A 26457-nucleotide genomic window follows, 5' to 3' on the forward strand; every position below is an offset into this window, starting at 1 on the left:
ATGCGAACATCCAATCTCATCCATGATTTAGTGTTTGATCTGTCATTTTCTGACATGCAAACGGATGGCGCTACCTCAGCTGATTGGATTAAATCGTCTCTGCTGCCGGTCATAGATCAGGTATTGGATAACATATGTATCGAATTGGGAATAGGAAAAAAGGAAGTTAAACGAATAGAAAAACTGGAAATCGACTTGGGAAGTATTCTGCAGGCTGAATCAGAATCCGAATTAGCACGCCGCCTGCACGCTCAATTGCGTAACGCCTTATATTTCCAAATAAGCGATTCTTCTCATGAAATTTCCCCACCGGAAGCCACCAGCGAAGCACATCAACATCTGCTGGACTTTCTGCAAACAGGACAAATCAGTTGGAAGTATTTAAGCGACCGGACAAACGCACATAAAAAACTTTTGAAAGCCGTACTCGACGAAGGAACGCCCGATGAATTATTGCGCAATGTAGTGTCGAATCAGCGCCGCTTACTGCGCCTGATCCGTCAATTTGATACCGGCACGTTGTTCGCCATATTGCGTCAGGAGTTACGCGAGTGGCCGGAAGACAATCAGGATTTATTGTTTGACTGGCTGAGTCTGGAACTGATCACCCTTCATGGTAAGCGTCCGTTAATTGAACAATTCTGGTTGTCGGTACTACCGCTTCTTGATTCTGCTGACAAGAATTTCGACTCAGTGATACAAGCGTGGTTGTCTACCCAGCAAAAAAATAAAAACCAGGTATTCAACATCTACCAAAATTTTCTTGAAAAAAATTCATATTTGTCACGGCAATCACGTGTTGCGATGAATGAGGCTATACAAAAACTTCGCTCAGCCACGGCTACTTCTGTCTCATCAGAAAAATTACCGATAAACAGCATATCGGACAAGCTTGTACGTTCATATCGCTTCAAGATAATGGCGTCGAGAAGATCGCTTGCCAATGCAGAATATTTATCCTCAGAAGAAAAATCCAGGACTGGAAAAATCTCGTCCCCGTCAACATCAAATACAAGCATTACGGAAAATGCAGACGACAGGAATATAAGCCGGCAATCGACGACCGCACTATCCTATTCCGACAAAGGAAATCCAACCTCTGCCGCCTCGTTGAATCAACTATACAATAGCAGCGTCGAATCCATAAGGGCACAACACAGTGATTGCTGGCAGCAGTGGTTAAGCGAATTTCCGGTAACAAGTTGCCTTGAACTGATCGCTGTCCTGCAAAAAAATTGTAGTGAGTACATCTACGGACAATTAAAGAATAATCTGCACACTCTCAGTAAAGAGTGTCTGGATCAGCTTGTTACGTATGCGCTATCTGCGCGGGTCAATAGCCTTGAAGTCGCAGACCTGGAGCGTATGTTGGCAGGGAACAGGATATTGGCTACGCCATCTCCCAAACAGGTACACGGGTCAGAGCCACGAAAAAGTGTTGGCATAGAAAAAAATGAAGCTACACCTGAAGTTACAAAAAAAATTCCCCAAAGCCAGATATTAAGTGCATTAAAAAATGCCGACATCCCGCGTTTATCAGGTCTATGGAATCTGTTGATCAGCAAGCATCCGACACTGATTCTCAAGTTATTACCGGATTACAAAATACAATGGCTGGACCATTTTCCGCTGCACTTCCTGAGCGACATCGGCAGAATTGTACAAACAGAAGCCAGTCGCGTATGGCAACCCAAAATCCAGTTGGGTTATCACGGTCAGATTGATGCAGCGACCCGCGCCGGCTTTGACATTTTATTTACTGCAAAGACTCAGACTTTATCAGTACAAAGTTTTATCGCTAAAATAAAATCACTGATTCAGGAGCAACCGTCGTTGGCTGTCATCTTGCAGTCGATCGTCGAAAATGCGACTGCACCATTCCCCTTGACGCATCATGCACCAGTCACTACCGCTACTAAGCTTGCTACTACAGTTGTTGATAACGAGACGGATAACTACACAACAATATCTACGTTGCAATCAGCACTTTGCAGCAACGATGTAAGCACGCTTTCCAATGCAATTGAATACGCGTTGGCAAACGATATGCCTCTGCTGATTCGCATCCGGCGTCAGCATTGGCGCAGGTGGTGGAAAAACCTGCCGAAACATCTGCTTCACCTGCTCATTCTTCAATTGCATGCGTCGATACGCCCTGAACTTCAGGCAATATTGCAGGCAAAAAATGGCGTTTCTTTCTCTACCATAGAGAGACTTATTCCCTTGCTGTTAGCCAGCCCGGAAAATTCTTTCAGCAGAGAACAACTCAACGCGATTATTGATTTGGATGAAAAACCGCTTGAGAGCAGCGACGCTGACAACGCCACGCTGGTGACCAACACTCCCATCAGAAATAGCGGAAACACTAACGCTGTTCCTGATGAGTTGAATGAATTAACTATTACTTTTCAGCGCGCAGACATACGTCGGATAACCGCAATCTGGCCAGTACTGATTGCGAGTCACACCAGACAATTACAAAGTACGTGGTTCTCACTCACCAATGCTCAGAGAAATACATTAATTGTCCAGTTGCCGATCGAAAAACAGCTTGTCTTGATACAGATTTTGCATCCGAACTTTGCGCACTATGTAAAAGAAATGAGTGTTTACGCCACTGCACTGGCAAACATTATCTCGGATAACAGAGCAACAATTTCGTTAGCAGCAGAAAAAATTTCCGCCAACGTCATCTTGAACAAGGTATGCACATTTTGTTTGCAGGCAGAGCCATCGTCGGAAAAAATGACGATTAAAAATATTTTTATGGTGGCTTTCGCAGACAAATCGAACATTGACGAAAATAGCTTGCGGCGCATCTGTAACGACGCCCGCTTAGCTGATACAAAGTATCTGCGTCATATTTTTCCTTCTGAAAACGTATCTTTGAAAAACGAGAGCACGCCCTTGGCAGATAGTTTCAGGGCGTGGCACCAAGACAGGATACAACTGCAGAATTTAGGTCTCAACAGAAATGAATTGCTTCGCTATTTACATTGGCTGATGTGGCATCAAAACGCTAACGAAGGAAAAGATTTCAGTCTGATGTTAGCCAGTATCAAAGAAGCAGAAAAGCATTCCAGCGCACCAGAGCTTTTCCTGCAATACGTACTTGAAGCGATCAGAAATGGCGAAAACGTTGACATAGAGTCGTTACAAAAAAAAGCAGAAAATCAGCTAACGACCTCGCGCGAGCAAGCTCAAGCTTTCGGATCAACGACTGATGATCCTGCTGAAAACCGTCCCAAAAATCTAAACGAAGCATACTTCGCCTCTGCTAACCACGAGACAAGTGCAACCCAACCCACACTCATGGAAAATATTGAGTTACTTAATCAAGTTGATCAGGCTTTATTATCAGAGACAGGCTGGAGTGACGTCGTTGCACTGCTGAAGCGGCAGCCGGAAGTATTGACGATATTGCGCAGTGCCCAATTACATCGGCTCATTTCAACATGGGTGAATCAGGCTGCGAGTAAGGGCATTTCATCTGTATTTTTAGATGAAATGGAAAATCTGGCGTTGACGACAAAATCCATTCGTCTTTTTTATATCAACATCATCCGGCAACTCCTGAATGAAAAAAATGGCAATCTGCCGAACCTGGAAACACTGCGTGGAAAACTAACTGAAATAAGCACATATGCCATTGACGATCTGCGTCAGCCACAGTTGAGCGGTCTTACTGGAGCAGAGTATATCCCCACGACTAAACCGGATGCCACAACGAAAGATAAAGCGTCATTCAACTCACAATTGCTGCAGTTATTATCAGCGATCTCGTCGATAAATAGCCCCCAAGCATCTGTTATCAATAGTATCGGTATCACCGGAGAAAATTGGCACGCGAAGCAGGTATCTGATACGACGAATTACTCAACAGAGCTTTTACCAACTCTGAATAAACTGGTGTTTCGTCAGTGGGTTTATCAATGGCTGAACTTAACCGCATCCTCAGTTCTTGACGAAAACCCGTCAGATGATTTGCAACTCGAAATTAATTTTTCAAATACATCCACAGAAATTTTTACGAACTTACTGCAAGCAATCAACAACACGGCGCCAGCATCTATCGTAAAAACGTTTCAGGAAATTGCCGATGCCAGCTTCCATCTGGATAAACAATTCTGGTCACTCATAAACAAGCGTGGCCGGAATAATTCGGCAGATGAGATAGCTTATCAGCAATGTGTCGAGCTCATTCATCAGGTCCCCTGGAACAGAATCACGCCTGACGAGTTTTCGTCAACGCGGGACAATACCCCCGATAACGTCACAGCGAGCCATCAGTCGCCTCTGCCGATGAGCACGCAAACAACACTGACCGGGCAGCTTGCCCATGCTTTGTTGCATAGTCAGTTAAACAAGCTGAGCCATATCTGGCCTGAACTGATTCAATATCATGGTGATCTGTTAGCGCAAGCGCAGTGGCGTTATTTACGTCGTATCGATCTGCGCAACAAACTGATCGCAGATCACGATCCGGCGATACTGAAGGACTTGATCGCTGCGCTGTCTGAGACGGCAGCCCATCTTCTCGAAGAATTATGGCGTCAATGGGAAATTTATCGACCAGTGTTACGAAACGACATGTCATTAATGACGTGCCAACAAAAGAGTCTGGCGTCCGTGTTTAATGCTCTTCTTGAGCAAAAGACAGATTCAGAAGATGTCTCTGCTGTCGCCGCCACAATTCTGACGACACTGACGGAAAAGCCTTTGTCTCATCCCCTTACGCAAGAAATCGCCATTTACTGGAAAGCGGCGAGCCAACACGGACAGGCACCGCATTGGCTTACTGCCCTTCAGGTTCTATTTCCTGAGACAGACTGGCACAAGCAAGAGTGGCAACAACAGTTACGTCGCCGTTTAAAGCAAAGCGATCCGACAGCTACCAGAGAATTCTGGAAAAGCCTTGCCCGACATCTGGAAAGGAATACTGTTCAGCTTGCGCCAGCCAATGTATTGCATGAAGAAACCAGCAGAAAAGCCAATACTGCCAGGGCTCATGTCACAGACAACGCTACAGGCGCCCTGATCAATACCCAGCAAACGGCATCTGTTCAGACAACAGCAAACTCTGACTATATCTACCAGGCGATGGTGATGGCTGCGTTGAAATTGACGAAGCCATCTTTGCTATCGTCTGATGGCGATGTAAGTAAGACCGCGAATGGTACGCAGGCGAAACAAGCAACACTGGAAAACTGGATTTCGCAATGTGTATTGCTGCTGCAAAAGCATGCACCTCTATCGATGCGTGATGAGCAATTTCTGAACTTTATCTTAGATAAAATCTTTGAGATGCCATCTTCCGCCCGTGAAGAAATATCACTTGCCTTGCATTCAAAAGTCGCGATCGCCCGGCTGGTTGAAGCAGCTTCCTGCGCAACCCTGCAAAGACTATGTCATTGTCTTACGCCAGAACTGGATATGCGATTACCTGAGTTAGTGACACAGATAGAAAATGCGCTGGGAATCAGCCTGAAGCTAACTCAAGCCATTTTTTTAAAGCAGACGTGGTTAGCAATTTATCGAGCTCAGTTTGCCAAGTCACGCCCGTTGACAATACAGGAATTTGTCACTCGCTTCCTGCGCGAGCTGTGCCGTGTATATCCGTTGCCAGACATTGATATCTGCCTGCAGTTACTCAAGGAATATCGCGAACATACTGAAATTGAAAAAGTAGTGCAGCCCCACCCTCAAAGCACCGAAACATCGGCACAGATTCCGGCGGAACAGGCTATGTTCAATAGAGATTCATATGTCATGAATGCTGGCTTGGTTATCGTCGCACCATACATTCAACGGCTGTTTGCTATCTTAGAACTGACAAAAAATTCAGCCTTTATCGACGACGCTGCCGCGCAACGAGCAATACATCTTTTACAGTACATCGTCACAGGCGAAGAACAAACACCAGAATATCAACTGAGCCTGAACAAACTATTATGCGGCGTACACGGAGGCGTCCCCATCGTTGCAGGAATACAGATGACGGATCATGAAAAGGAAGTAATCCAGCAAATGCTGGTGGGCGTGATTACACACTGGAGCGCGATCGGAAAAACGTCGATCCAGGGCCTGCGTGAAACGTTTCTGCAAAGAGAAGGACATTTATTCAAGCAAGAAGAAAGCTGGCAATTACGTATTCCATCCGCAACGTTCGACATGCTGTTAGATCGTCTTCCCTGGAGCTTTTCCATGATTAAGTTCCCATGGATGCCAGAACCCTTGCACGTTACCTGGCGTTAATCACTGATCATGGCTCTTATGATGATGACAAATACTATTGCCGATTGTCTGGAACAAGAAATTACCTGGTTCAGCCGTGTCTGTGAGACCCGCATGAACGCGTATTTCCAGCAGAGCGAAAAAAAGATCAATCTGGAAGCAAGCTGTCCTGCGCCAGATATCTCGCAGTCCCCCAGCCCCTATGCGAGTCTGGTACGTGAACACAACATGAGTTTTTATGAGCGTGTCGTACTGATGCTCGCATTCATTCCTCATTTACGACCACAGGTGCTCGATATTTTTTCTATGCAGAATGCCGTATTGGGACGCCCTTATAGCGAAATTGGCGGCTGGCATGGAAAGAGTCACATTGGTTTTTTACCTACCTGCGAAACTGCTTCGTTTATTCTGGCAGGAACTGACCTTGCAAAACGTTTTGCTGTTGCCCGCCTGTTCAGAGATGAGCATTTTTTTCACAAGCATGGAATACTCAAACTGGAACAGAAAGACAGTGGTGAACCCTTCTTTAACTCCGCCCTGTCGCTCAGCAATGAATACCTGCAACGTCTGGCAGATGGAGAAATTCACAAGCCTGATTTCAGCGCCAGCTTTCCAGCCAAGCTGATGCAATCGCAACTGACCTGGTCTGATCTGGTCTTAAATGCCGATGTCATGGAAGAAGTGGAAAACATCGTCACCTGGCTGCAACAGCCAACCCAGATTCTACAGACATGGGGATTAGAAAAATCGCTGAAGCCTGGTTATCGCACATTATTTTACGGCCCGCCCGGAACCGGTAAAACACTCACTGCCAGCTTAATCGGCAAAGCCGTGAATGCCGATGTTTACCGGATTGACTTGTCGATGCTGGTATCAAAGTACATCGGTGAAACTGAAAAAAATCTGGCCAGCGTTTTTGATCAGGCGCAGAACAAACGCTGGATATTGTTTTTCGACGAAGCTGACTCTCTTTTTGGAAAGCGCACACAGACGAGCAATTCCAATGACCGGCATGCGAATCAGGAAATCTCTTATCTGCTGCAACGGGTCGAAGATTTCCCCGGGGTCATCATCCTCGCAACCAATCTGAAAGCCAACATTGACGCCGCATTCTCGCGTCGTTTTCAGAGTGAAGTCTATTTCGCCATGCCGGATGCAAAACAGCGGGAGCGGCTCTGGCAAGGTCTTTTCGGAACCACAGGAAAGCTGGCACCAGATGTGAATTTCGGAGAGATTGCGGAGCGCTATGAACTTGCCGGTGGCGCGCTACTGAATGTGGCTCGTTATGCTGCGATCCGGGCAGTCAGAAATCATCGGGATGTAATCATACAAGACGACCTGCTGGCGGGTATCAGCAGAGAATTGATGAAGGATGGGAAAACATTGTGAAACCGCTATTCCATATTACACAAGTAAAAGAAGATCGCCGGACAGATGCGTTTTTTCATTTACGAATGAATCCTGGCGTAATACTGAGAAATCTCACCCTAATCACCAGTCTGCTGTTGCTGACTGCCGGTGTCAGTCACGCCCAGAGCACATCTGCCAGCGCCCCCGTCGCGTCAGCAGAAACGCCAACTTCAAGCAAAGGCGCAGAAAACAATAAACCTGCTGAGATACAGAAAACGACAGCGGCTACAAATACACAAGTGGTAGCCGTCACGGGTTACAACCGTAATATCCGGCAAGAACACTTTAAAGGTATGAGTAAAACTAGTGTTCTTCAGATGCAAAAACAACTGGGTTTGATCTATCAGGATCTGGCTGAATGGAAGCGGGACTTTGCACTCAAACAGGCCCCCTTAAGTGACGGCGTCGTCGGCCCCATCACGCTTTCATGGCTGCAACGATTCGGATTTAATTTCAAGGTCAATACGGAAGGTGATTATGCGAATGCCTTCGCCGACAATATTAACCGCATCGCCGCATTCGGCGAAAAACACAAAAGCGAACTGCAAATTTTAGTAAGCCCGGAATTTGAAAGCTGGGATTCATCTCAGTCAGAGAAAATCAAAGCAAAAGACTATCAGATCCGCCGCCAGGGAAATGACAGCGAACTGATAGATCTCGTTAATCGCTTTCGCGGTAGCAGAAAAACGGCGCCACGAATCGCCCAAAACAGAAACATCGATGAAAGTGCTTACTTTACTTATAGCCTGAGCCAGGCAGATCTTGAAGTTCTTGGCAGTAAAGATCAGGTAATTCAGATTCTGAGCACATTAAAGGATAAAGAATTCAATTCAACCGAAGCACTCAGGGTTGCAGTATCTCAGGCAATGGGTGGGCGCGATTATTTCATCCGGCAGCTCTGGCCTTTAATCGAAAGAAATGCAGGTGTATTTGATGGCTATCTGATCAATGAAGCTGCACTGACGAAGTTAAAACAGACGAGCGAATTCCCTGCCGCCGTCATCGATGAATTGCGTCTGCAAGGAACACAATACTTCAAGGAAAAGGATGATTTCGACAAGTTTCTTAAAGAACTCAGTGAAAAAGTCATACTGCTCTCTGACGATGAACGCAATAATATTGCCGATGCAGCATTGGTGTTCGACAACGTGCACCTGACGGAACAGTCGATCAATATCATTAAAAGCGAGCTGAAAGGCAACATACAAAATACCGGACTGCCCGCAGTCATCGTTCGAGCATTACAACAAATCAAAGATATCAATTATCCGGAAGTAAGCCTTTTCAGGACTGCTGCGATTTCTAAAATCGCGATGAGCATCGGTGCCTGCAAGCTGAATTCGCCATCCAACAACAGCTTTGTCGGCACGCTCAGAATGAGCGATGAAGAATTTTCTCTTCTAAAAAAAGAGCTGAGCAGTTTGCAAGCACAAGCGATTGATGGAAAAAACACGATAGGAAGCAGCATCGATAACGCGTTCAGCGAGCTGGAAAAACTGCGTGCCCAGCTCAGCGTCTGCGATAGCGATACTCTGCGAAATTCCAGAGCTCTGGTGCAAAGCATTTATCAGACTTATCTGGGAGTTGCGATTGAAAACATCGCAAAAAAACGCATCCCCGACGAAATTTCTCCGATACAGATAAAAGGCAGCGACTGCGGTTGCGCTTTAGATGAGTTTGGCGGAACAGTCTATGGATTTTATCCTTACTGGAACAATCAGAAAACGCCGCAGACCATCAACTTCCAGGTACTCAACCGGGTTGCTTACTATGGTTTAACGGTAGACAACGTTGGCGAACTGCATCTTGGGTCAGACAATTTTGATATCAGAAATGGCAGCGCCAAAGAGAATCAGTTCTTGAATACTGCACGTCAATACAATTCAAAAGTAGATTGGGTGATACAAAAAAATGACTGGAATGGTGATTGGCGCAAACAATCCAGGGCAAACAAACAAGCTGTATTTAAAAAACTGGTGAGTAATATTGCCTTGTTATTGCATACCAGACTGACCGATACCACTTCTAAATTAAGACCCTACACCAGTTTCGGTCTGGCAAAAACACCGACGCGAGGGGATGGCGTCACCATATATTTTCAAAACTATCCGCAAGATGCCGACGCTGCACTACTCTTCAATGAGTTTTATGCTGACCTGCGTAAAGAGTTGGCGCAGGATAAAGTCTGGCTCAATATTCTGGTATCACAAGACACCTTTACCAATAGTCAGGAAAATAGACGCAGCGCTTTAAGCCTGTCCAATCTGGTGAACTTGCAGAAAAAGGCGGATCTGCAATTAAGCGGTTCCGGCGGTAATAAACCTGTCGTCGAGGAATACATCCTGGTTTTGTTAGAAGAACCCAGTTCCGATGCAAAGAAACGTCTGCAAGGTGATATCGAAAATGAAGCGGGCTTACATGGGGAAAGACGTGCGAGGTTTTTACGTCGGGTGATTCCGGTTGTGCAGTTTGACAATCACAACTGGCAGCAACTGGAAGACGATATCGTGTATGCAAGCGATAATTTTGGCGGAATTGGTTTCTGGGCACCTGATTTCAATAATCTGGCAACGCCCATCACTGATATGACGCAGTCATGCAATAACGGTAAAAGCATCGCTTTGTGCGTGTTGAAAAATAATCGGGAACAAGATCAGGTAGAAAACCAGCCTTCCGTTATCGAAAAATTCACCTGCGTCTATCGCGGCTATCTGCAATTAATGCTGACACTGCTGGTGTTACTGGCAATTACTTTAGCCATACTCTATTTCAAGTATTGTGAAGTGCAGAATCTGGTGAAGAAATACTTTTTATGGGTATTAGCGCTGATGCTGATTCCCATCTTCCTGCTTTTTACTTTACTGCTTTTTTATGATCCCTATATGGTCAATTTATCGAAAGGAAAATTGCCGTTCATTATTTCCTTGCTGATTATTATCTCTGGCATTTTCTTTGGTTATCTTTATCTGCGTTCCAAACGTGACGTGCCATTACGACAAAATGCCCTGCCACAGCGCCAAGGACTAGGATTTCCTATCATTATGTGGTCACTGCAAGACGATGATAAAGGGTTCCGCTGGGTTATCAGAAATCAGGGAACTGGCTATGCCATCATCAAGAAAGTCGAAATACTGCTGGATGGACAGGCAATTGCCGATGCCAAGACCGCACTGGAGGCGGTGTTAGGCCCCGATAATAATCTGCAATGGAACAGCATGCCCCTGATCGGACAGAAAATCATGCCCGGTGAGACTGTGATTGGTCTGGCTATCAGCGACCCCGAAGCAGCGACCGCCTTTGATGTGAAATTACAGGCGCACCAGTTAAAGGTGAACATCACCTACTGCTCGGCCAATAACGAGCACTGGCTCAGCAATGGAAAAGAAATATCATCACTGAGCACAGGAGGCTACTGAAATGAAACCAGACTACTTTTCTGGCCACCTGAGCTTCGTAATATGCACCTCATAGAAAAAGCCACGGTGCAGGCATTTCACCGCAGCAGGCTGAACGGCAGCACCATACAGGCGCTTGGGTATCGTAGTCAGGAAAGCCAGACCCGGCGCTTTCAGGCCTTACTGCAACAGGGAGATTTTTCACACTGTTCGGTATTAGATTTAGGCTGCGGCTTTGGTGATCTGAAAGCATTTCTGGATCAGCATTACAAAGATTTTGTATACCTCGGCGTCGATTTTTTAAAAGAGTTCATCGATGGTGCTCAGTTGCGTTACGGCGAATTAGCTAATACCCAGTTTTTTCAGGCAGACTTTCTGACAGTAGGCTTACCCGAGGTAGATATCGTTATCGCCTCAGGCAGTCTGAACTATCGCTCTGAGAATGCCCTGCATCCGTGGCAAAGCATCAGCCGTATGTGGGAAGCCGCAAACAAGGGCTTAGTGTTTAATTTACTCGATGCGGCACAGTTTGAAAGCGATGAGGTTTTACGCGCTTACGATCAGAATGAAGTCCTGAATTTCTGTCGTCAACTTGACCCGGATACTGAGATTATTTCCGGCTATTTACCGGATGATTTTACGGTGCTGATGCGGAAGTAGAGAACAAAACCGCATGACAAGTTTTGATGCAAGTTTTTGCTTTACATGAAAATAATTTGAGTAAAAAATTTCTGCGGTTCAGGAAAATAAATGTGAAAAAGGCTGGTGTTTGCACCAGCCTTTTTTTACTTACGGACTCAATACAGATTACTGATAATCCGCCAGCGGTACGCAAGAGCAGAACAGATTGCGGTCGCCATACACATTATCAGCACGACCGACCGGCGCCCAGTATTTCTGATGACGCAGGCTGGCCACCGGATAAGCCGCGACTTCACGGCTGTACGCATGATTCCATTCCGCAGACAGCAAGGTTTGGATGGTATGTGGCGCATGTTTCAGCGGATTATCTTTCGCATCAAACTCACCACTGGCCACTTTGGCGATTTCTTCACGAATCGTGATCATCGCATCGATGAAGCGATCCAGTTCTGCCAGAGATTCACTTTCTGTTGGTTCTATCATCAACGTGCCAGGAACCGGGAAGCTCATGGTCGGCGCATGGAAGCCAAAGTCGATCAGACGCTTTGCCACGTCTTCATTCGAAATGCCTGTTGCATCGGTCAATGGGCGCAGATCGAGAATACATTCATGCGCTACCAGACCATCATGACCTGCATACAGCACAGGGTAATGCGGTGCCAGGCGCTTAGCGATGTAATTCGCCGCCAGGATTGCTGTTTCCGTAGCCGCCTTCAGACCCTCGGCCCCCATCATAGCGATATACATCCATGAGATAGGCAAAATCGATGCAGAGCCAAACGCAGCAGCGCTGACAGCAGAGATTCCCTGTTCGCCACGAACATAACCGGTCGATGTCTGATTCGGCAGGAATTGCGCCAGATGCGCACCGACTGCAACAGGGCCGACACCAGGTCCGCCGCCGCCATGTGGAATACAGAATGTTTTATGCAGATTCAGATGGCTGACGTCACCACCGAATTTGCCCGGTGCGGCCACGCCGACCAGCGCATTCATGTTCGCGCCATCGACATACACCTGACCGCCATGCTGATGGACGATCTCGCATAATTGCTGGATGCCTTCTTCAAACACGCCATGTGTGGATGGATAAGTCACCATCACTGCCGCCAGATTGGCGCTATGTTTTTCGGCTTTCGCCTGCAAGTCTGCGAGATCAACGTTGCCGCGTTCATCACATGCCACCACCACGACTTCCATACCGGCCATCGCAGCCGACGCCGGATTAGTGCCATGAGCGGACGAAGGAATCAGGCAGATATTGCGGTGATGATCGCCACGCGATTCATGGTATTTTTTGATGACCAGCAAACCGGCGTATTCACCTTGCGAACCGGCATTCGGTTGCAAGGAAACTGCGGCGTAACCCGTTGCTGCACACAACATCGCTTCTAACTGAGCTATCATTTCACGATAACCAACGGTCTGATCATCCGGTGCAAACGGATGGATATTGGAAAACTCCGGCCAGGTCACAGGAATCATTTCGGATGTTGCATTCAGCTTCATCGTGCAGGAACCCAGCGGGATCATGCTGCGGTCCAGCGCCAGATCTTTATCCGCCAGACTGCGCAGATAACGCAGCATCTCATGTTCAGCGTGATAACGGCTGAAAGTAGGATGCGTCAGGAACGCACTGCTGCGCACCAGTGTTGACGGTACGGTTTCTGTCGCAGCAGTTTCGAGCGCGGCAAAATCAGGCACATTTTTACCTTGCGCCAATACCGTCAGCAAACTGACGATATCTTCACGTACCACGGTTTCGTCGAGCGAAACGCCGACTTGCGTAGCGCTGATCTGACGCAAATTAATACCGGCCGCCGTTGCTGCCGCATGCACTGCACCGGCATCACTTACATTAATTGTCAGTGTATCGAAGTAAGTGCTGTTCGCCAGACTCAGACCTAACTGCTGCACACCTGCCGCCAGGATTGCCGTGAAACGCTGTACGCGCTGGGCGATGCGGCGCAGACCGTCTGGGCCGTGATACACCGCATACATCGACGCCATCACCGCCAGCAAGACCTGCGCTGTACAGATATTGGATGTCGCTTTTTCGCGGCGGATATGTTGTTCGCGCGTTTGCAATGCCAGACGATAGGCTTGCTGACCTTGCGCATCCACGGTCACACCAACCAGACGCCCAGGCATGCTGCGCTTGAACGCATCGCGTGTCGACATGTAGCCCGCATGGGGGCCACCAAAACCCAGCGGCACACCAAAACGCTGGCTGTTACCGACGACTACATCGGCGCCCCACTCGCCCGGTGGCGTGATCAAGGTCAGCGCCAGCAAATCAGCGGCAGCAATCACCATGCCGCCTTTTGCATGGATCGCGGCGGCGTATTCACGGTAATCGCGCACATCGCCATTCACGCCAGGGTATTGCAGCAGAACGCCGAAACACTCGTTTTCTATTGCTTCCGTACCATTACAAATACGGACTTCTATGCCCAGCGGCTTGGCGCGGGTGTGAATAATTTCCAGGGTTTGCGGCAACACGTCTGCGGCTACATAAAACACGTTGGAATTGGATTTGCCGACACGTTGAATCAGCGTCATCGCTTCAGCAGCGGCAGTACCTTCATCCAGCATGGAGGCATTCGCTATATCCATGCCAGTCAGATCGGTGATCATGGTCTGGAAATTCAACATCGCCTCCAGACGCCCCTGAGAAATTTCAGGTTGATACGGCGTATAAGCGGTGTACCAGGCTGGATTTTCAAAGATGTTACGCAGAATCACGCCCGGTGTATGCGTGTTGTAATAGCCTTGTCCAATGAAAGACTTGAGCACTCTATTTTTACCGGCAAGCGCTTTCAATTGCGCCAGCGCAGCCTGCTCCGTTTTCGGTTCAGTGAAGTCAGCCAGCGGCAAGACATCGTGACGACGGATGTTGGCAGGCACAATCGCATCAATCAGCGCGGTACGGTCAGCATAGCCAAGCACTGCCAGCATCTTCGCTTGTTCAGCGTCAGATGGAGCAATATGGCGGGAAATGAAAGCGTCAGTGGCTTCCAGTTGAGACAAAGATGGACGGGTCATGGTAGATGAACGGCAGGAAGTGTTCTGGAGAAAATCCGCCAGCGCTGACATCGTTGCCAGCGCTGGTCAGAAAAATAGTTGCGTCAGGATCAGCCGATATTCTTAGCGTAAGCTTCAGCGCTCAGCAAAGCGTCAACGTCTGCTGCATTCGCTGGTTTCAGCTTGAACAGCCATGCACCGAAGGCATCGGTATTCACTGATTCTGGCGCATCAGCCAATGCTTCGTTCACGCCAACCACTTCACCGCTGACTGGTGAATAAATATCGCCAGCGGCTTTAACGGATTCAACCACGGCGCATTCTTTTCCTGCGGTCTGCGTTGAGCCAACTTTTGGCAATTCCACATACACGATATCGCCCAGTGCATCTTGTGCGAAGTCGGTGATGCCGACTGTCAACGTGCCATCGGCTTCAACGCGTACCCATTCGTGGGAGGAAGTGTATTTCAGATCTGCTGGTACATTCATGGTGGACTCCGGAGTGTTAATTATTCAAAAAGGAAATGCTAAAAAATATTATTTAAAAATCAGACAGCGAGAATTTTACCGTTGCGTACAAACGGTAATTTCACCACCGTTGCCGCGAGTTGTTTATCGCGGATCACCACATGCACGGTGTCACCGATGGCAACCCCCATAGGCAAACGCGCCAGCGCAATCGCTTGTTGCATTGTCGGACTGAAAGTACCACTGGTGATTTCGCCATTGCCTTGTGCTGTCACGACTTGTTGATGTGCACGCAGGATGCCGCCTTTTTCACGCAGAATCAGACCGAGGAACTGGGCTTTCTGACCTTGTTCCAGCAAAGCTTGCTTACCGGTGAAATCACGTTCACTGACCAGATCTATCGTCCATGCGAGACCGGCATCGAGTGGATTGATGGATTCATCCATATCCTGACCGTAGAGATTCATCCCGGCTTCCAGACGCAAGGTATCGCGCGCGCCCAGACCAGCAGGTTTGACGCCGACTGCAGTCAGCGCATTCCACAAATCATTCACGCGGTCTGCCACCACCGCAATTTCAAAACCGTCTTCGCCGGTATAACCAGTGCGCGCTACCATCACTTCACCGTATGCAGTGCCTTCAACGATGACGGCATTGAATGGTTTGATATCGGCGCTGGCAGCTTTGGTTTCCGGCAGCACTTCCCATGCTTTGGCACGCGCATTCGGGCCTTGTACTGCGACCAGTGCAAACGCATTCGCGCCGTCGCGACGCTGAGTGATCGTGATGCCGCTGTTTGTCGCAGCGTTACGGGCATTCATCCATGCCACATCTTTTTCTGCTGTGCCAGCATTGACGACGAGACGGAACCAGTTTTCACTGAAGAAGTAAATGATCAGATCGTCGATGACGGTGCCTTCTGGTTTCAGCATGCAGGAATACAGTGCTTTGCCCGGCACTTGCAATTTATCGACGTTATTGGCAACCAGGCCGCGCAGGAAAGAACGCACATTCTCGCCACGCAGATCGACCACGCACATGTGCGACACATCGAACATACCGCAATCAGTACGCACCGCATGATGTTCTTCGATTTGGGAACCATAGTTGACAGGCATATCCCAGCCGCCGAAATCAACCATTTTTGCACCAGCCGCACGATGGGCTGCATTGAGGGGAGTTACTTTGAGTGATGTCGCTGCTTGCGTCATGAGTGCCTCGTTACCAGATTAGAAGGGACGAACAAACGCACGCTGACGAACATGGCTCGCCGCATGCGAAAAATCGCATACCCCTCTGTCCTGATACCTGAGAGATTACGAGTGCAAAATCATTTGCTGTCTCGTGCGCACCTTCGGTGGGTAGTACGGCGAATATTTATAAACATAAACATATCTGCCGCTACCGCTCTCCAGAGTGTGAAGCATCTGCATGCCCCGCTGACCGGTCCTTTTGCCTGAGAGTTTTTGGGTTGTAGCCCCTTCGGCGGCTGTGCATGCGATCAATCAGATCAATGTCACGGCGCTCTCCCGATCAAGTCGCACGATTATATAAGGCTTAGTTCGGCTTGGATAGCTTTGCCGCCAGCAGAAGCCAATTATTTCAGCGAAACGCGACAAACCCCGCCTGACTTACGCGCTGTAGAAGAAATGCCTGAAATGCATGCCGGGGCTGATTTTAGGGTCAAAATATACTCCCCCCAGTATATTTTGAAGCCCTTTGTTTATAAGGACATGAGGGCAAAAACATAAAATAATGGGGGGAGTATATGAATATCCGCACAAAAAAGAGCGCAACGGGGCAGCAGGATCACAAACGCAGATCGCGTTTTATTTGTTGTAATTGCTGTTCATAGCGAAATTCACGGCTGCGCATATCGTCGATACGGCGGCGTAGCGACTGTAACTGGTCACGCAGTTCATTGCGCTCGCGTTCATTTCTGCGATCAGTATTCACGTTATCCTGATTATTCGGACGATTTTTATCATCCTGATTACGACGTATTTCAGCTTCAATACGATTCAACCTTTGCTCGGTGTCTCGGTATTTATCCTGTTGCTCACCGATCTCGCGATGCAAAGATCGCGAGCGGTGGCTGATATCTTCGTAATCGCGCCCGCTCATCTGCGCCTGTTGCAGACGGAACTGCAAAGACACCGGGCAGACTTCTATCGCCATGCGCTGATTCTGGCGCGCCCAGTTAAACGCATTATCGACCGCACAGTAAGCGGCATTCTGACGATTCCACGCTTGCGTGTAGATGTCACGCGTCTGCGGAATGACGAACACCTGATCGTTGCGCGCATTGTTCATACGTTGCTCCAGCTGAAAAGGCTGGCCGTAACCGTCCGCCGTTCCCACCTCTTCCCAGTATTGCATCAGGCGGCGCTGCCACTGCTGCTGGTATTCTGCTTCCATGATTTTCAGACCACGACGCTTGGCGTCATCGCGACGCAGCTGAATATCGCGTCCGCTGACGGCATCATTCCAGCCCAATTGCTTCCAGTATTCAATAATCTCACGGTTCCAGCCATTGCGATACGCATCCTCACGCACAAGCAGCTCACGACTTTTCGCCGCAGCAGCATGGCTTGTCAACGTCGTATCGGGTATGCCGACGTGGGCATCCTGATATCCAAGGTTTTCCCAGTAACTGTAATTCCCTTCGCTCCAGCCCTGACGATATGCATCCGCGCGAAAACCCACGCTGCCCGCATTGGCAGCATTGGTCGCATGTACTTTTTCTTCACTGGCGTTGCGCCCGGCCTTGCCATCGTTGATGCCGGTATTAAACCAGTAGTCATTGATGCCCTGCTGCCATCCCTGTTCGTAAGAAGGCTGATTCAGGGGCGTGTGCAGATCGCGAATACGCGCAGAAGTGCTTTGCACCAGATATTGCGTCACCGGAAAAGCCTTGCGCCCATCGTCCCGTCCGAGTTGATACCAGAATTGCTGGTTACCGGTGACCCAGCCAGTCTCATACAAACCGGCTGATTCGGTGCGAATTTTATCGGCATCGACCGACGCGCAAAAACGCCGGCGTTCTTCAAAATTTCTGTCCAGTCCATCCTTACCGTCTTTATTACCTATCAGTTGCCAGTCGCCGCTGCGACAATCGTTCATGCGATTGATGGTGCTCTGACATGCGCTCAGCAACAGCACGCCAGTCATGGCGCAGCAAGTCAATAATGTACGTAATCCATAATCAGAAAGGCGCATGATGAAAAAGAGAGAAGTCCGGAAGAACTGCTACAACGGCTGCCACGGCAACATTGTTGACAGCAAGATAAAACAAACACGCGTACCTCACGAGCCGAAAGCGCAAAACATATTCAAAGCATATTCGCCAGCATAGACCGCAGCAGCCTGTTACATTTCTATACCAGCTTCCCCATTCCACGCGCTTGATTTCCTGCTGAAGGTCTTCATGTAGCTGTTTCGCTATTTCACATACACTCAAACGGTCAATATCCACTATGAGCACTGACATCCCCAAGGAACGCAGCAGCCTGAGCACGCTGAAAGGTTTACTCCCTTTCCTGCTCCCCTATCGCCGCCAGTTCATTCTTGCCGGTATCGCTTTACTGGTCGCCGCCTGTGCGACGCTGGCGATTCCGGCAGCCTTCCGGCAGATGATCGATCTGGGCTTTGGTCACAACGGGCAGCGCAACATTCAACATGTGGATCTGACTTTCCTCGCGCTGTTTGCTGTTGCCTGCGTTCTTGGCATCGCGACGGCGGCCCGCTTTTACATGGTGTCGTGGCTGGGTGAACGTGTCACCGCCGATATCCGCAACGCAGTGTATTCGCATGTGGTTACGCAGAGTCCGCAGTTTTTTGAAACAACGCAAACCGGCGAAGTGTTGTCGCGCCTGACCACCGATACCACGCTGATACAGACGGTGGTGGGCACCAGCATTTCGATGGCACTGCGTAATATCTTGCTGTTTATCGGCGGTCTGGTGATGCTGTTTATCACCAGCATCAAACTCTCGTCCATCATCATCGTGATGCTGGCACTGGTGGTGTTGCCGATTATTTTGTTTGGTCGCCGTGTGCGCAAACTGTCGCGCGATTCGCAAGACAAAATCGCTGATGCGTCTGCGATTGCCGGTGAAATTCTGAATGCGATGCCGACGGTACAGGCATTTACACATGAACACATCGAAGCACAACGCTTTGCGCATTCCGTGGAAAATGCATTCGGCACTGCCATGCGCCGCATACGCGCACGCTCGCTGTTGACGATGATGGCGATTTTGCTGGTGTTCGGTGCCATCGTCTTCGTGCTGTGGCTGGGCGCACGAGCGGTCATGGACGGCACGATGAGCGGCGGCGAACTCGGGCAATTCATTCTGTATGCCTCTATCGTCGCCGGTGCCCTCGGCGCGTTATCAGAAGTCATGGGCGACGCACAACGCGCTGCCGGTGCGACTGAACGCTTGTTGGAATTAATGGAAGTACAGTCACCGATACAAAATCCGGCACGTCCGCTTGCTTTGCCGCAACGTACGGCGAAGCAAGCGGGCGGCGCCAGTTTATCGATACGCGACATCCGTTTTCATTATCCATCCCGCCCGGATACCGCCTCGATTGCCGGTGTCACGCTGGATATTCCCGCCGGACAAACAATCGCTGTCGTCGGTTCTTCCGGCGCAGGGAAAACTACCTTATTTCAATTGCTGCTGCGCTTTTATGATCCGCAAAGCGGAGAAATTCAACTCGACGGTGTGAACATCCGCGATCTCGATTTACACACCCTGCGCAATGCAATTGGCGTCGTGCCGCAAGAAACCATCATCTTTTCGGCCAATGCGATGGACAACATTCGCTATGGCCGCGCTGATGCCAGCGACGCCGAAGTGATCGCCGCCGCAAAAATGGCGGCAGCACATGAATTCATAGAAAAGCTGCCGGAAGGCTATCAATCATTTCTCGGTGAACGCGGCGTGCGCCTGTCGGGTGGACAAAGGCAGCGGATCGCGATCGCCCGCGCCTTGCTGAAAAATCCGCCATTACTATTGCTCGACGAAGCCACCAGCGCACTGGATGCTGAATCAGAACGTCTGGTGCAAGGTGCGCTGGAAGTCGCGATGCAAGACCGCACCACGCTGATTATTGCGCACCGCCTGGCGACGGTGCAGCGGGCCGATAAAATCATCGTGATGGAACATGGTCGTATCGTTGAAACCGGTACCCATGCCAGTCTGGTAGCGCAAGGGGGAGTCTATGCCAAACTGGCTGCATTGCAATTTAATCTGGCGTCAGAACATGCCTGAGCCAACAATTCTGTATTTTTACTGGCACAATGATGATGCAATAAAAACATGCGCAACTGCGCCTGACATGACACCAAAGGAGAACATATGATCGGCTACATCACACTGGGAACAAACGACTTTGAACGCGCAGCTCATTTCTACGACAATTTGCTGGCAGTAATCGGCGCCAAACGCGCGATGGAATCACCGGAATTTATCGCCTGGGGCAATAGCCCGAATCAGGCCAGACTGAGCATTATCAAACCCTACGACGGGCAAGCAGCAACGGTCGGCAACGGTGTGATGGTCGCACTGATCGTCGATTCAAAAGAAAAAGTGGATGCGGTGTACAACAAAGCCATTGAACTCGGCGGCAAAGATGAAGGCGCTGCGGGGCCGCGTGGAGACAGTGGATTTTACGCTGGATATTTCCGTGACCTCGATGGCAATAAACTGAACGTATTCTGCATGAGTGCCTGATCAAGGACGCCTGCATTCCTGCCGCATAACCCGGCGAGAATGCAGGCACATTTATTCAACATGCGATTCATATAGCAACTGATCTGACGAAGCGTTTATTTCAGAGAAGGCGCTTCATTCTGATAAACCACTTTCCCCGCAAGCCAGGTCTGCACTACCTGAATCTGATGTATCTGCTGAGCCGGAATCGTGAACATATCGCGATCAACAACGATAAAGTCTGCCCATTTTCCCTTCTCCAGACTGCCGATGATATTTTCCTGATGGGCAGCATACGCGGCATCCAGCGTGAAGCAGCGGAAAGCTTCGGTCAGCGTCATTGCCTGATCGGCATACCAGCCATGCAAAGGCTCACCATCGCGGCTACGACGCGTTACTGCCGCGTGTATCCCCCAGAACGGATTGGCTGACTCAACCGGAAAATCGGAACCACAGGCGATCCTCGATCCTTGTTTTAAATAGCGGCGCCATGCGTACGCCCCCTTGATGCGTTCATGCCCTACCCTTTGCTCTGCCATCGTCATATCCGAAGTCGCATGCAAAGGCTGCATAGAGGGAATAATATTGAGCGACTTAAAACGAGGAATATCCTCAACAGCAAGGACTTGCGCATGTTCTATCCTGTGCCGCGCGGCCGTCCTTTCAGCTGCAGGCAAAGCCGCAAAACCATCCAGTATCTGGCGATTGGCCGCGTCACCAATCGCATGCACATTCACCTGATAGCCTTTGTCAGCCGCTTTTTTTATCATCGCTGCCATGGCCGACTTCGTTTGAAACAACAAGCCCGAAGTGTCGGGCGCATCAGAATATGGTGCCGCCAGCGCAGCGCCACGACTACCGAGCGCACCGTCCGCAAACAATTTGACCGCACGCAGAGCATAGCGATCCTGTCCATCGCTGAGTAAAGGCCCCTCTCTGGAAATACGCTCAAAAAAATCATCGGCGCCACTGATCATGCCGTAAATACGAACACTGAGTTTGGCGTTTGCAGCGTATTCACGGAACAAACGATCAGCTTCGGCAGACACACCGGCGTCATGCACGCTGGTCAGGCCAGACTGCGCAAGTGTGAGTAAAGCTGCATCCAGCGCCATACGGTTACCAGCATCGCTGGCGGGAGGGATGACCGCTTGAATCAGATCCATCGCATTGTCGATCAACATACCGGTAGGATTACCCTGCGCATCTCTCTCTATTTTGCCGCCAACGGGATCAGGCGTATCACGGCCAATACCGGCCAGTTGCATCGCGCGACTGTTTGCCCACGCTGCATGACCATCCACCCGGCTCAGCCAGACCGGACGGTCGCTGACAACGGCGTCAATATCGTGTGCGGTTGGAAAGCGACCCGAATCCCAGTTAACCTGATTCCATTCACCGCCAAGTATCCATAGCTGTGACGGAAAGCGTTGTGCATGATCGCTGATGCGCCCCTGCGCCTCAGCCAACGTCCGCGTGTCGCGCAAACTTAACTGCGCCTGATGGTGCCCCAACGCCAGCACATGTCCGTGTGCGTCAATCAGTCCGGGCAACAAGGTTTTGCCGTGAAGATTAATACGCTGCGCCAGAGGAAATTGCCGGATCAGTTTTTTACTACGTCCGACTGCGGTGATTTTTCCACTATCATCAAAAACAATCGCATCAAAGCGGATCAACTTTTGCTGACGATTTAATGTGTAACCATTCGCATTTTCAATCATCGTATCAGCCGTGGCGTACGCTGATATCGACATCAAAACCGTCACGGCGATCAAAGACAAACCTGTTTTAATTAAAATCATAAAGAGCCAGTCGGAAAATTACAGGCTGACATTGTAGGATAAATGGCGGAATAGACATCGAGGATTCTGCATCCGTGCGCAACCTATCCGCACATCGTAAAAAGAGCTAAAAAAGAAGCACTAAAACAGTCACAAACAATTACAAAAGCCGCATCTTTACCCAAGTCACACCTAACATAGTGACATTGAGTCGCTAACTCCACGCATCTCCTTTATGAGGCCGATTAAAATGTCAGCGCAATGACATTTCCCTTGACGCACCCGCCTGCCCTTGCGTACACTCTTACGATTCTCCTATCAAAGTCGACCATGGTCGATGAGCACCTCATCCCGCCTATGAAACGATTACGACACCAAACCCGCCCTCTGATTGCTTTTACGGCCTCTGCCTTACTATTCTGGGCACTTCCTAATATCAGTCACGCAGATTCATCTTCACTCGCTGTTCTGAGTAATGCACCAGAAGCCAGCATCAGCCGCAACACTTCCCCCTCTGTAGTTAGTTCTCCGGCCGAAATCACGCCTTTCGTTTACACAAATCAGGAAGCCGATTTGTGGGAGCGTATACGCGCTGGTTATGCGATACCGGATCTGAGCAACAAGCTGGTGGATAATCAACTGACCTGGTATAGCACGCGAACCGACTACATTTTGCGCACGGTCCAGCGCGGATCGCGCTATCTGTATCATGTCGTTGAAGAGCTGGAAAAGCGCGGCATGCCATCTGAACTGGCGTTGCTGCCATTTATCGAGTCAGCCTTTAATCCGCAGGCGATTTCAACCGCAAAAGCCAGCGGCATGTGGCAATTTATGGCTGCCACCGGGAAAGATTTCAATCTTAAACAAAACATGTTTAAGGATGACAGACGCGGTGTCCTCGACTCAACAGACGCAGCATTGAATTATCTTGAACGTCTGTACGGCATGTTCGGAGACTGGCAACTCGCTCTTGCCGCATATAACTGGGGCGAAGGCTCGGTTCAACGCGCGATCAAAAAACAGCAGGCGCTGGGCTTACCTGTGGACTTCGACAGCATGTCCGCGCTGATGCCAGCGGAAACAAGAAATTATCTACCGAAGTTACAAGCAGTCAAAAACATCATCGGCCACCCTGAGCAATTTAATATTGCACTACCTAAGCTAGAGAATCAGCCCTACTTTGTCACCGTTGAAAAAACCCGGGATATTGATGTTCGCGTCGCTGCGCAGTTGGCAGAACTGCCAATGGATGAGTTCACCGCACTCAACCCGCAATTCAACCGCCCGGTCATTACCGGCAACAGCGACACCAAGATTTTATTACCGACAGACAATGCTGCCCTGTTTAAGGAAAACCTCAGTAAATGGCAAGGCCCGCTTTCAAGCTGGTCCACTTATACAGTAGCAAAAACTGAAAAAATTGAGTCACTCGCACATAAACTTGGGCACAAACCGGAATTTATCCGTGAAGTGAACATGATTCCGGCAAGCATGCTGGTCAAAGCAGGCTCAACTATTCTGGTTCCAAAGTCGGAAAAAACACCCGATCAGGATATATCGCCCGAGATTGCTGACAAAGCTCAGTTAGTCATAGAAAAAGGAATCGCAACGCGCCAACTACATTATCGCGTTGGAAAAAAAGACAATCTGAATAGCATCGCCCAGCGCTACAAGGTCAGCGTTGCCGATTTAAAGAGCTGGAATAATCTGAAGCGTGATAACGTCAACGCAGGACAAAATTTGCAAATCCAGGTCCCTGTTCTCGCAAAATCCCGCCACATCACAGTTGCCTCTCACTCTAAGCCAGCACATCGCAATAAGCTTGTGGCCTCAAGCGGAAAAACATTAGTCGCGAATGCAAAAAGCGGCAGGAAGCCTCATGGTTAACTGCGGTTTTCATTACCGCATGGTGAACCTGTAAGGCTGAGTTAATAAAAAAAGGGTGCTGTGATCAGCACCCTTTTTTACAATTAAAAATGCGTTATTTCTGATTCGCGTAAATTGTCCAGTAACGCGCCAGATCTGAAGTACCGTCATTGCCTTGCACGGTTTTCCAGGTTTTGATTGCATTGGCTTTTTTACCAGCCTGGAATTGCGCAATACCCAGATGCAATTTAGCGTCTTCCGGATTTTTCAGAGAACCTTTTTTGATGCCCTCTTCCATCATTGCCAGGCCCTGATCAAATTTACCGGCTGTGACACTGGCATAACCCAGACTAACGAGATCATTACCATCTTTGCTTTGTTTTGCTTCAGCTTCTGCGGCCGCTGCGCCTTTATTTGATTCATCAAGCGCCTTGGCTGCCATATCGCGCAAACGTTTATGACGCTCAGCATCATTACCAGTGCCTAAAGCACCCGCCTTATAACCTGCTTCGATAATTTTAGTTGCCTCAGCAGGGTAACCAGCCTGAATTGCCATCAAAGACAAATCCATGAAGTCGTTTGCTTTCGTCACCTGACCCAGAGCCAGTTTCAGACGGAGCAAATCAAGTTTCAGGCGAGCAGAATAACCAGGTTTACGCTCAACGTTATTCAGCAAATTCACCCAGTATTCTTTCTTGCCATGATATGCCACCATTTTTTCCAGCGCACTGGAGTAACCAGCCATATCTTTTTGTTTGCGCGCCGCATCAGCATAGAATTCCAGATTCGCCAGACTAGGAGTGCGTCCAGCTTTTTCATCTGCTGCCAGATCGGCGGTTACTTCCTTGAGCGCTTTAGCACTGTCACCGCCCTGATTCATTGCCTGGATCAGGTAAGGACGCAAGGACTGGTCTGTACCACCATCGGCATAATAGCGGTTATACCATTGAGCAGCTTTGGAGTAATTGCCCGACTTGTAATAAGCATTTGCCAATACCTGGATCATCTGCAACTGATCTTTTGAAGGCAACTTACCGGCGGCGATAATCGTTTCGGCAGCACGGATCACAGTGTCGTTATCGCCAGCAGCAGATGCAATCGACAAGCGCATACGCTCAATCGTAAAATTTTCATTGACAGTTTTACCACTGACACTATCTGCCTCATGAATCTTAGACAAAGCATCTTTATACTTCTTCGCCTTAAACAACTCACCTGCCGCCTGCACAATACGACCAATTTCAGGACGCATTGCTTCTTGTGCATAAGCAGTATTAGCTGCGATATTGGTTAATTCTGGTACGGCAGCAAAGCCGATTGCTGCAAACATGACAGCGATACGAGAAAAGCGAAGTTGCTTCATATGTTGATCTCTCAATCAATAAATTAAATAAACTCAGAAAGGTACATATTCGTGACCCGAAAGTACACATTCTGGCAAATATGAAAAAAGGCAGGGATGCCCCTGCCATTTTTTATAATACATCAAGAATTGACCATTGAAGTGTCCGAAACTTGATTTATATGGATCACTTCAAGAACTGCTCATTGCCGACCATCCCGATCTTGGTCACACCAAGACGCTGAGCCGAGGCCATTACCGCCGCCACCGATTTGTACGGCACCACCGCATTCGGACGCAGATGCACTTCCGGTTGATTCGGCTGTGCCGCCACTTCACCCAGCTTCGCTTCGAGTTCGTTACGGCTTGCTACCGCCACGCCGTTCCACAATACCGTGCCATCAAAGTCAACGTCGATGTTGATCACGACCGGTGGTTCTGTCGGCTTACTCGGGGTGTTCGTCGGCATGTTCAGATTCACGGAGTGATTCTGAATCGGGATCGTGATGATGAGCATGATGATCAGCACCAACATGACGTCGATTAACGGCGTCATGTTCATTTCTATCATCACTT

14 protein-coding genes and 2 riboswitches are annotated in these 26457 nt (G+C 49.0%); of the genes, 7 read left to right on the forward strand and 7 right to left on the reverse strand.

The window, feature by feature from the left end:
- The 4 genes from H8K26_RS08520 to H8K26_RS08535 are packed head-to-tail and all read left to right on the forward strand — an operon-like array spanning position 1 to position 11699.
- Positions 1–6255, forward strand: a complete 6255-nt coding sequence (locus H8K26_RS08520) for a contractile injection system tape measure protein (protein WP_223826900.1) — start codon at positions 1–3, stop codon at positions 6253–6255.
- Positions 6256–6273: 18 nt separating this feature from the next.
- The gene (locus H8K26_RS08525; RefSeq protein WP_223826901.1) at positions 6274–7623 is read left to right on the forward strand and encodes an ATP-binding protein; all 1350 of its coding nucleotides are present in this window, start codon (positions 6274–6276) and stop codon (positions 7621–7623) included.
- Positions 7620–11060, forward strand: coding sequence for a hypothetical protein (locus tag H8K26_RS08530; protein ID WP_190478739.1), 3441 nt, complete (start codon positions 7620–7622; stop codon positions 11058–11060). Before H8K26_RS08525 ends, H8K26_RS08530 begins: the two co-directional genes overlap by 4 nt.
- A gap of 42 nt (positions 11061–11102) precedes the next feature.
- Complete coding sequence (locus H8K26_RS08535; RefSeq protein WP_190478741.1) at positions 11103–11699, forward strand: class I SAM-dependent methyltransferase; 597 nt, start codon at positions 11103–11105, stop codon at positions 11697–11699.
- A gap of 147 nt (positions 11700–11846) precedes the next feature.
- Here H8K26_RS08535 and gcvP read toward each other — a convergent pair whose 3' ends face one another.
- The 4 genes from gcvP to H8K26_RS08555 all read right to left on the reverse strand — a co-directional run bounded on the left by gcvP (position 11847) and on the right by H8K26_RS08555 (position 18343).
- Positions 11847–14726: an aminomethyl-transferring glycine dehydrogenase gene (gene gcvP, locus H8K26_RS08540; protein WP_190478743.1), complete on the reverse strand. Its 2880-nt coding sequence runs from the start codon at positions 14724–14726 to the stop codon at positions 11847–11849.
- 89 nt (positions 14727–14815) lie between these two features.
- Entirely contained in the window at positions 14816–15193 is a 378-nt protein-coding gene (gene gcvH / locus H8K26_RS08545) for a glycine cleavage system protein GcvH (protein ID WP_186883752.1), read from the reverse strand.
- A 59-nt stretch (positions 15194–15252) separates the two neighbouring features.
- Positions 15253–16383: a glycine cleavage system aminomethyltransferase GcvT gene (gene gcvT, locus H8K26_RS08550; protein ID WP_190478746.1), complete on the reverse strand. Its 1131-nt coding sequence runs from the start codon at positions 16381–16383 to the stop codon at positions 15253–15255.
- A 75-nt stretch (positions 16384–16458) separates the two neighbouring features.
- Positions 16459–16597, reverse strand: a riboswitch (glycine riboswitch).
- Between the two features lie 9 nt (positions 16598–16606).
- Positions 16607–16714: riboswitch (glycine riboswitch) on the reverse strand.
- Positions 16715–16981: 267 nt separating this feature from the next.
- Positions 16982–18343, reverse strand: coding sequence for a DUF2799 domain-containing protein (locus H8K26_RS08555; RefSeq protein ID WP_190478748.1), 1362 nt, complete (start codon positions 18341–18343; stop codon positions 16982–16984).
- A 305-nt stretch (positions 18344–18648) separates the two neighbouring features.
- Here H8K26_RS08555 and H8K26_RS08560 point away from each other — a divergent pair, with 305 nt between their 5' ends.
- Together H8K26_RS08560 and H8K26_RS08565 are read left to right on the forward strand one after the other, a co-directional pair.
- Entirely contained in the window at positions 18649–20451 is a 1803-nt protein-coding gene (locus H8K26_RS08560) for an ABC transporter transmembrane domain-containing protein (RefSeq protein ID WP_190478750.1), read from the forward strand.
- A gap of 87 nt (positions 20452–20538) precedes the next feature.
- A complete protein-coding gene (locus H8K26_RS08565) occupies positions 20539–20913 on the forward strand; it encodes a VOC family protein (RefSeq protein ID WP_190478752.1) in 375 nt (124 codons plus the stop codon).
- A 95-nt stretch (positions 20914–21008) separates the two neighbouring features.
- On the opposite strand, the gene H8K26_RS08570 is transcribed toward H8K26_RS08565, so the two are convergent.
- Complete coding sequence (locus tag H8K26_RS08570) at positions 21009–22694, reverse strand: amidohydrolase (RefSeq protein ID WP_190478754.1); 1686 nt, start codon at positions 22692–22694, stop codon at positions 21009–21011.
- A 336-nt stretch (positions 22695–23030) separates the two neighbouring features.
- Here H8K26_RS08570 and H8K26_RS08575 point away from each other — a divergent pair, with 336 nt between their 5' ends.
- Positions 23031–24560, forward strand: coding sequence for a transglycosylase SLT domain-containing protein (locus H8K26_RS08575; protein WP_190478756.1), 1530 nt, complete (start codon positions 23031–23033; stop codon positions 24558–24560).
- 94 nt (positions 24561–24654) lie between these two features.
- On the opposite strand, the gene H8K26_RS08580 is transcribed toward H8K26_RS08575, so the two are convergent.
- Positions 24655–25902, reverse strand: a complete 1248-nt coding sequence (locus H8K26_RS08580) for a tetratricopeptide repeat protein (RefSeq protein WP_190478758.1) — start codon at positions 25900–25902, stop codon at positions 24655–24657.
- A gap of 166 nt (positions 25903–26068) precedes the next feature.
- Positions 26069–26455 carry an ExbD/TolR family protein gene (locus H8K26_RS08585; protein WP_190477558.1) on the reverse strand — a complete coding sequence of 129 codons (387 nt, stop codon included), beginning with the start codon at positions 26453–26455 and terminating at the stop codon, positions 26069–26071.
- Between the last annotated feature and the right edge of the window lie 2 nt (positions 26456–26457).

Source organism: Cognatundibacterium aquatile (genome assembly GCF_014699135.1).
GTDB classification, from domain to species: Bacteria; Pseudomonadota; Gammaproteobacteria; order Burkholderiales; family Burkholderiaceae_D; genus Undibacterium; species Undibacterium aquatile.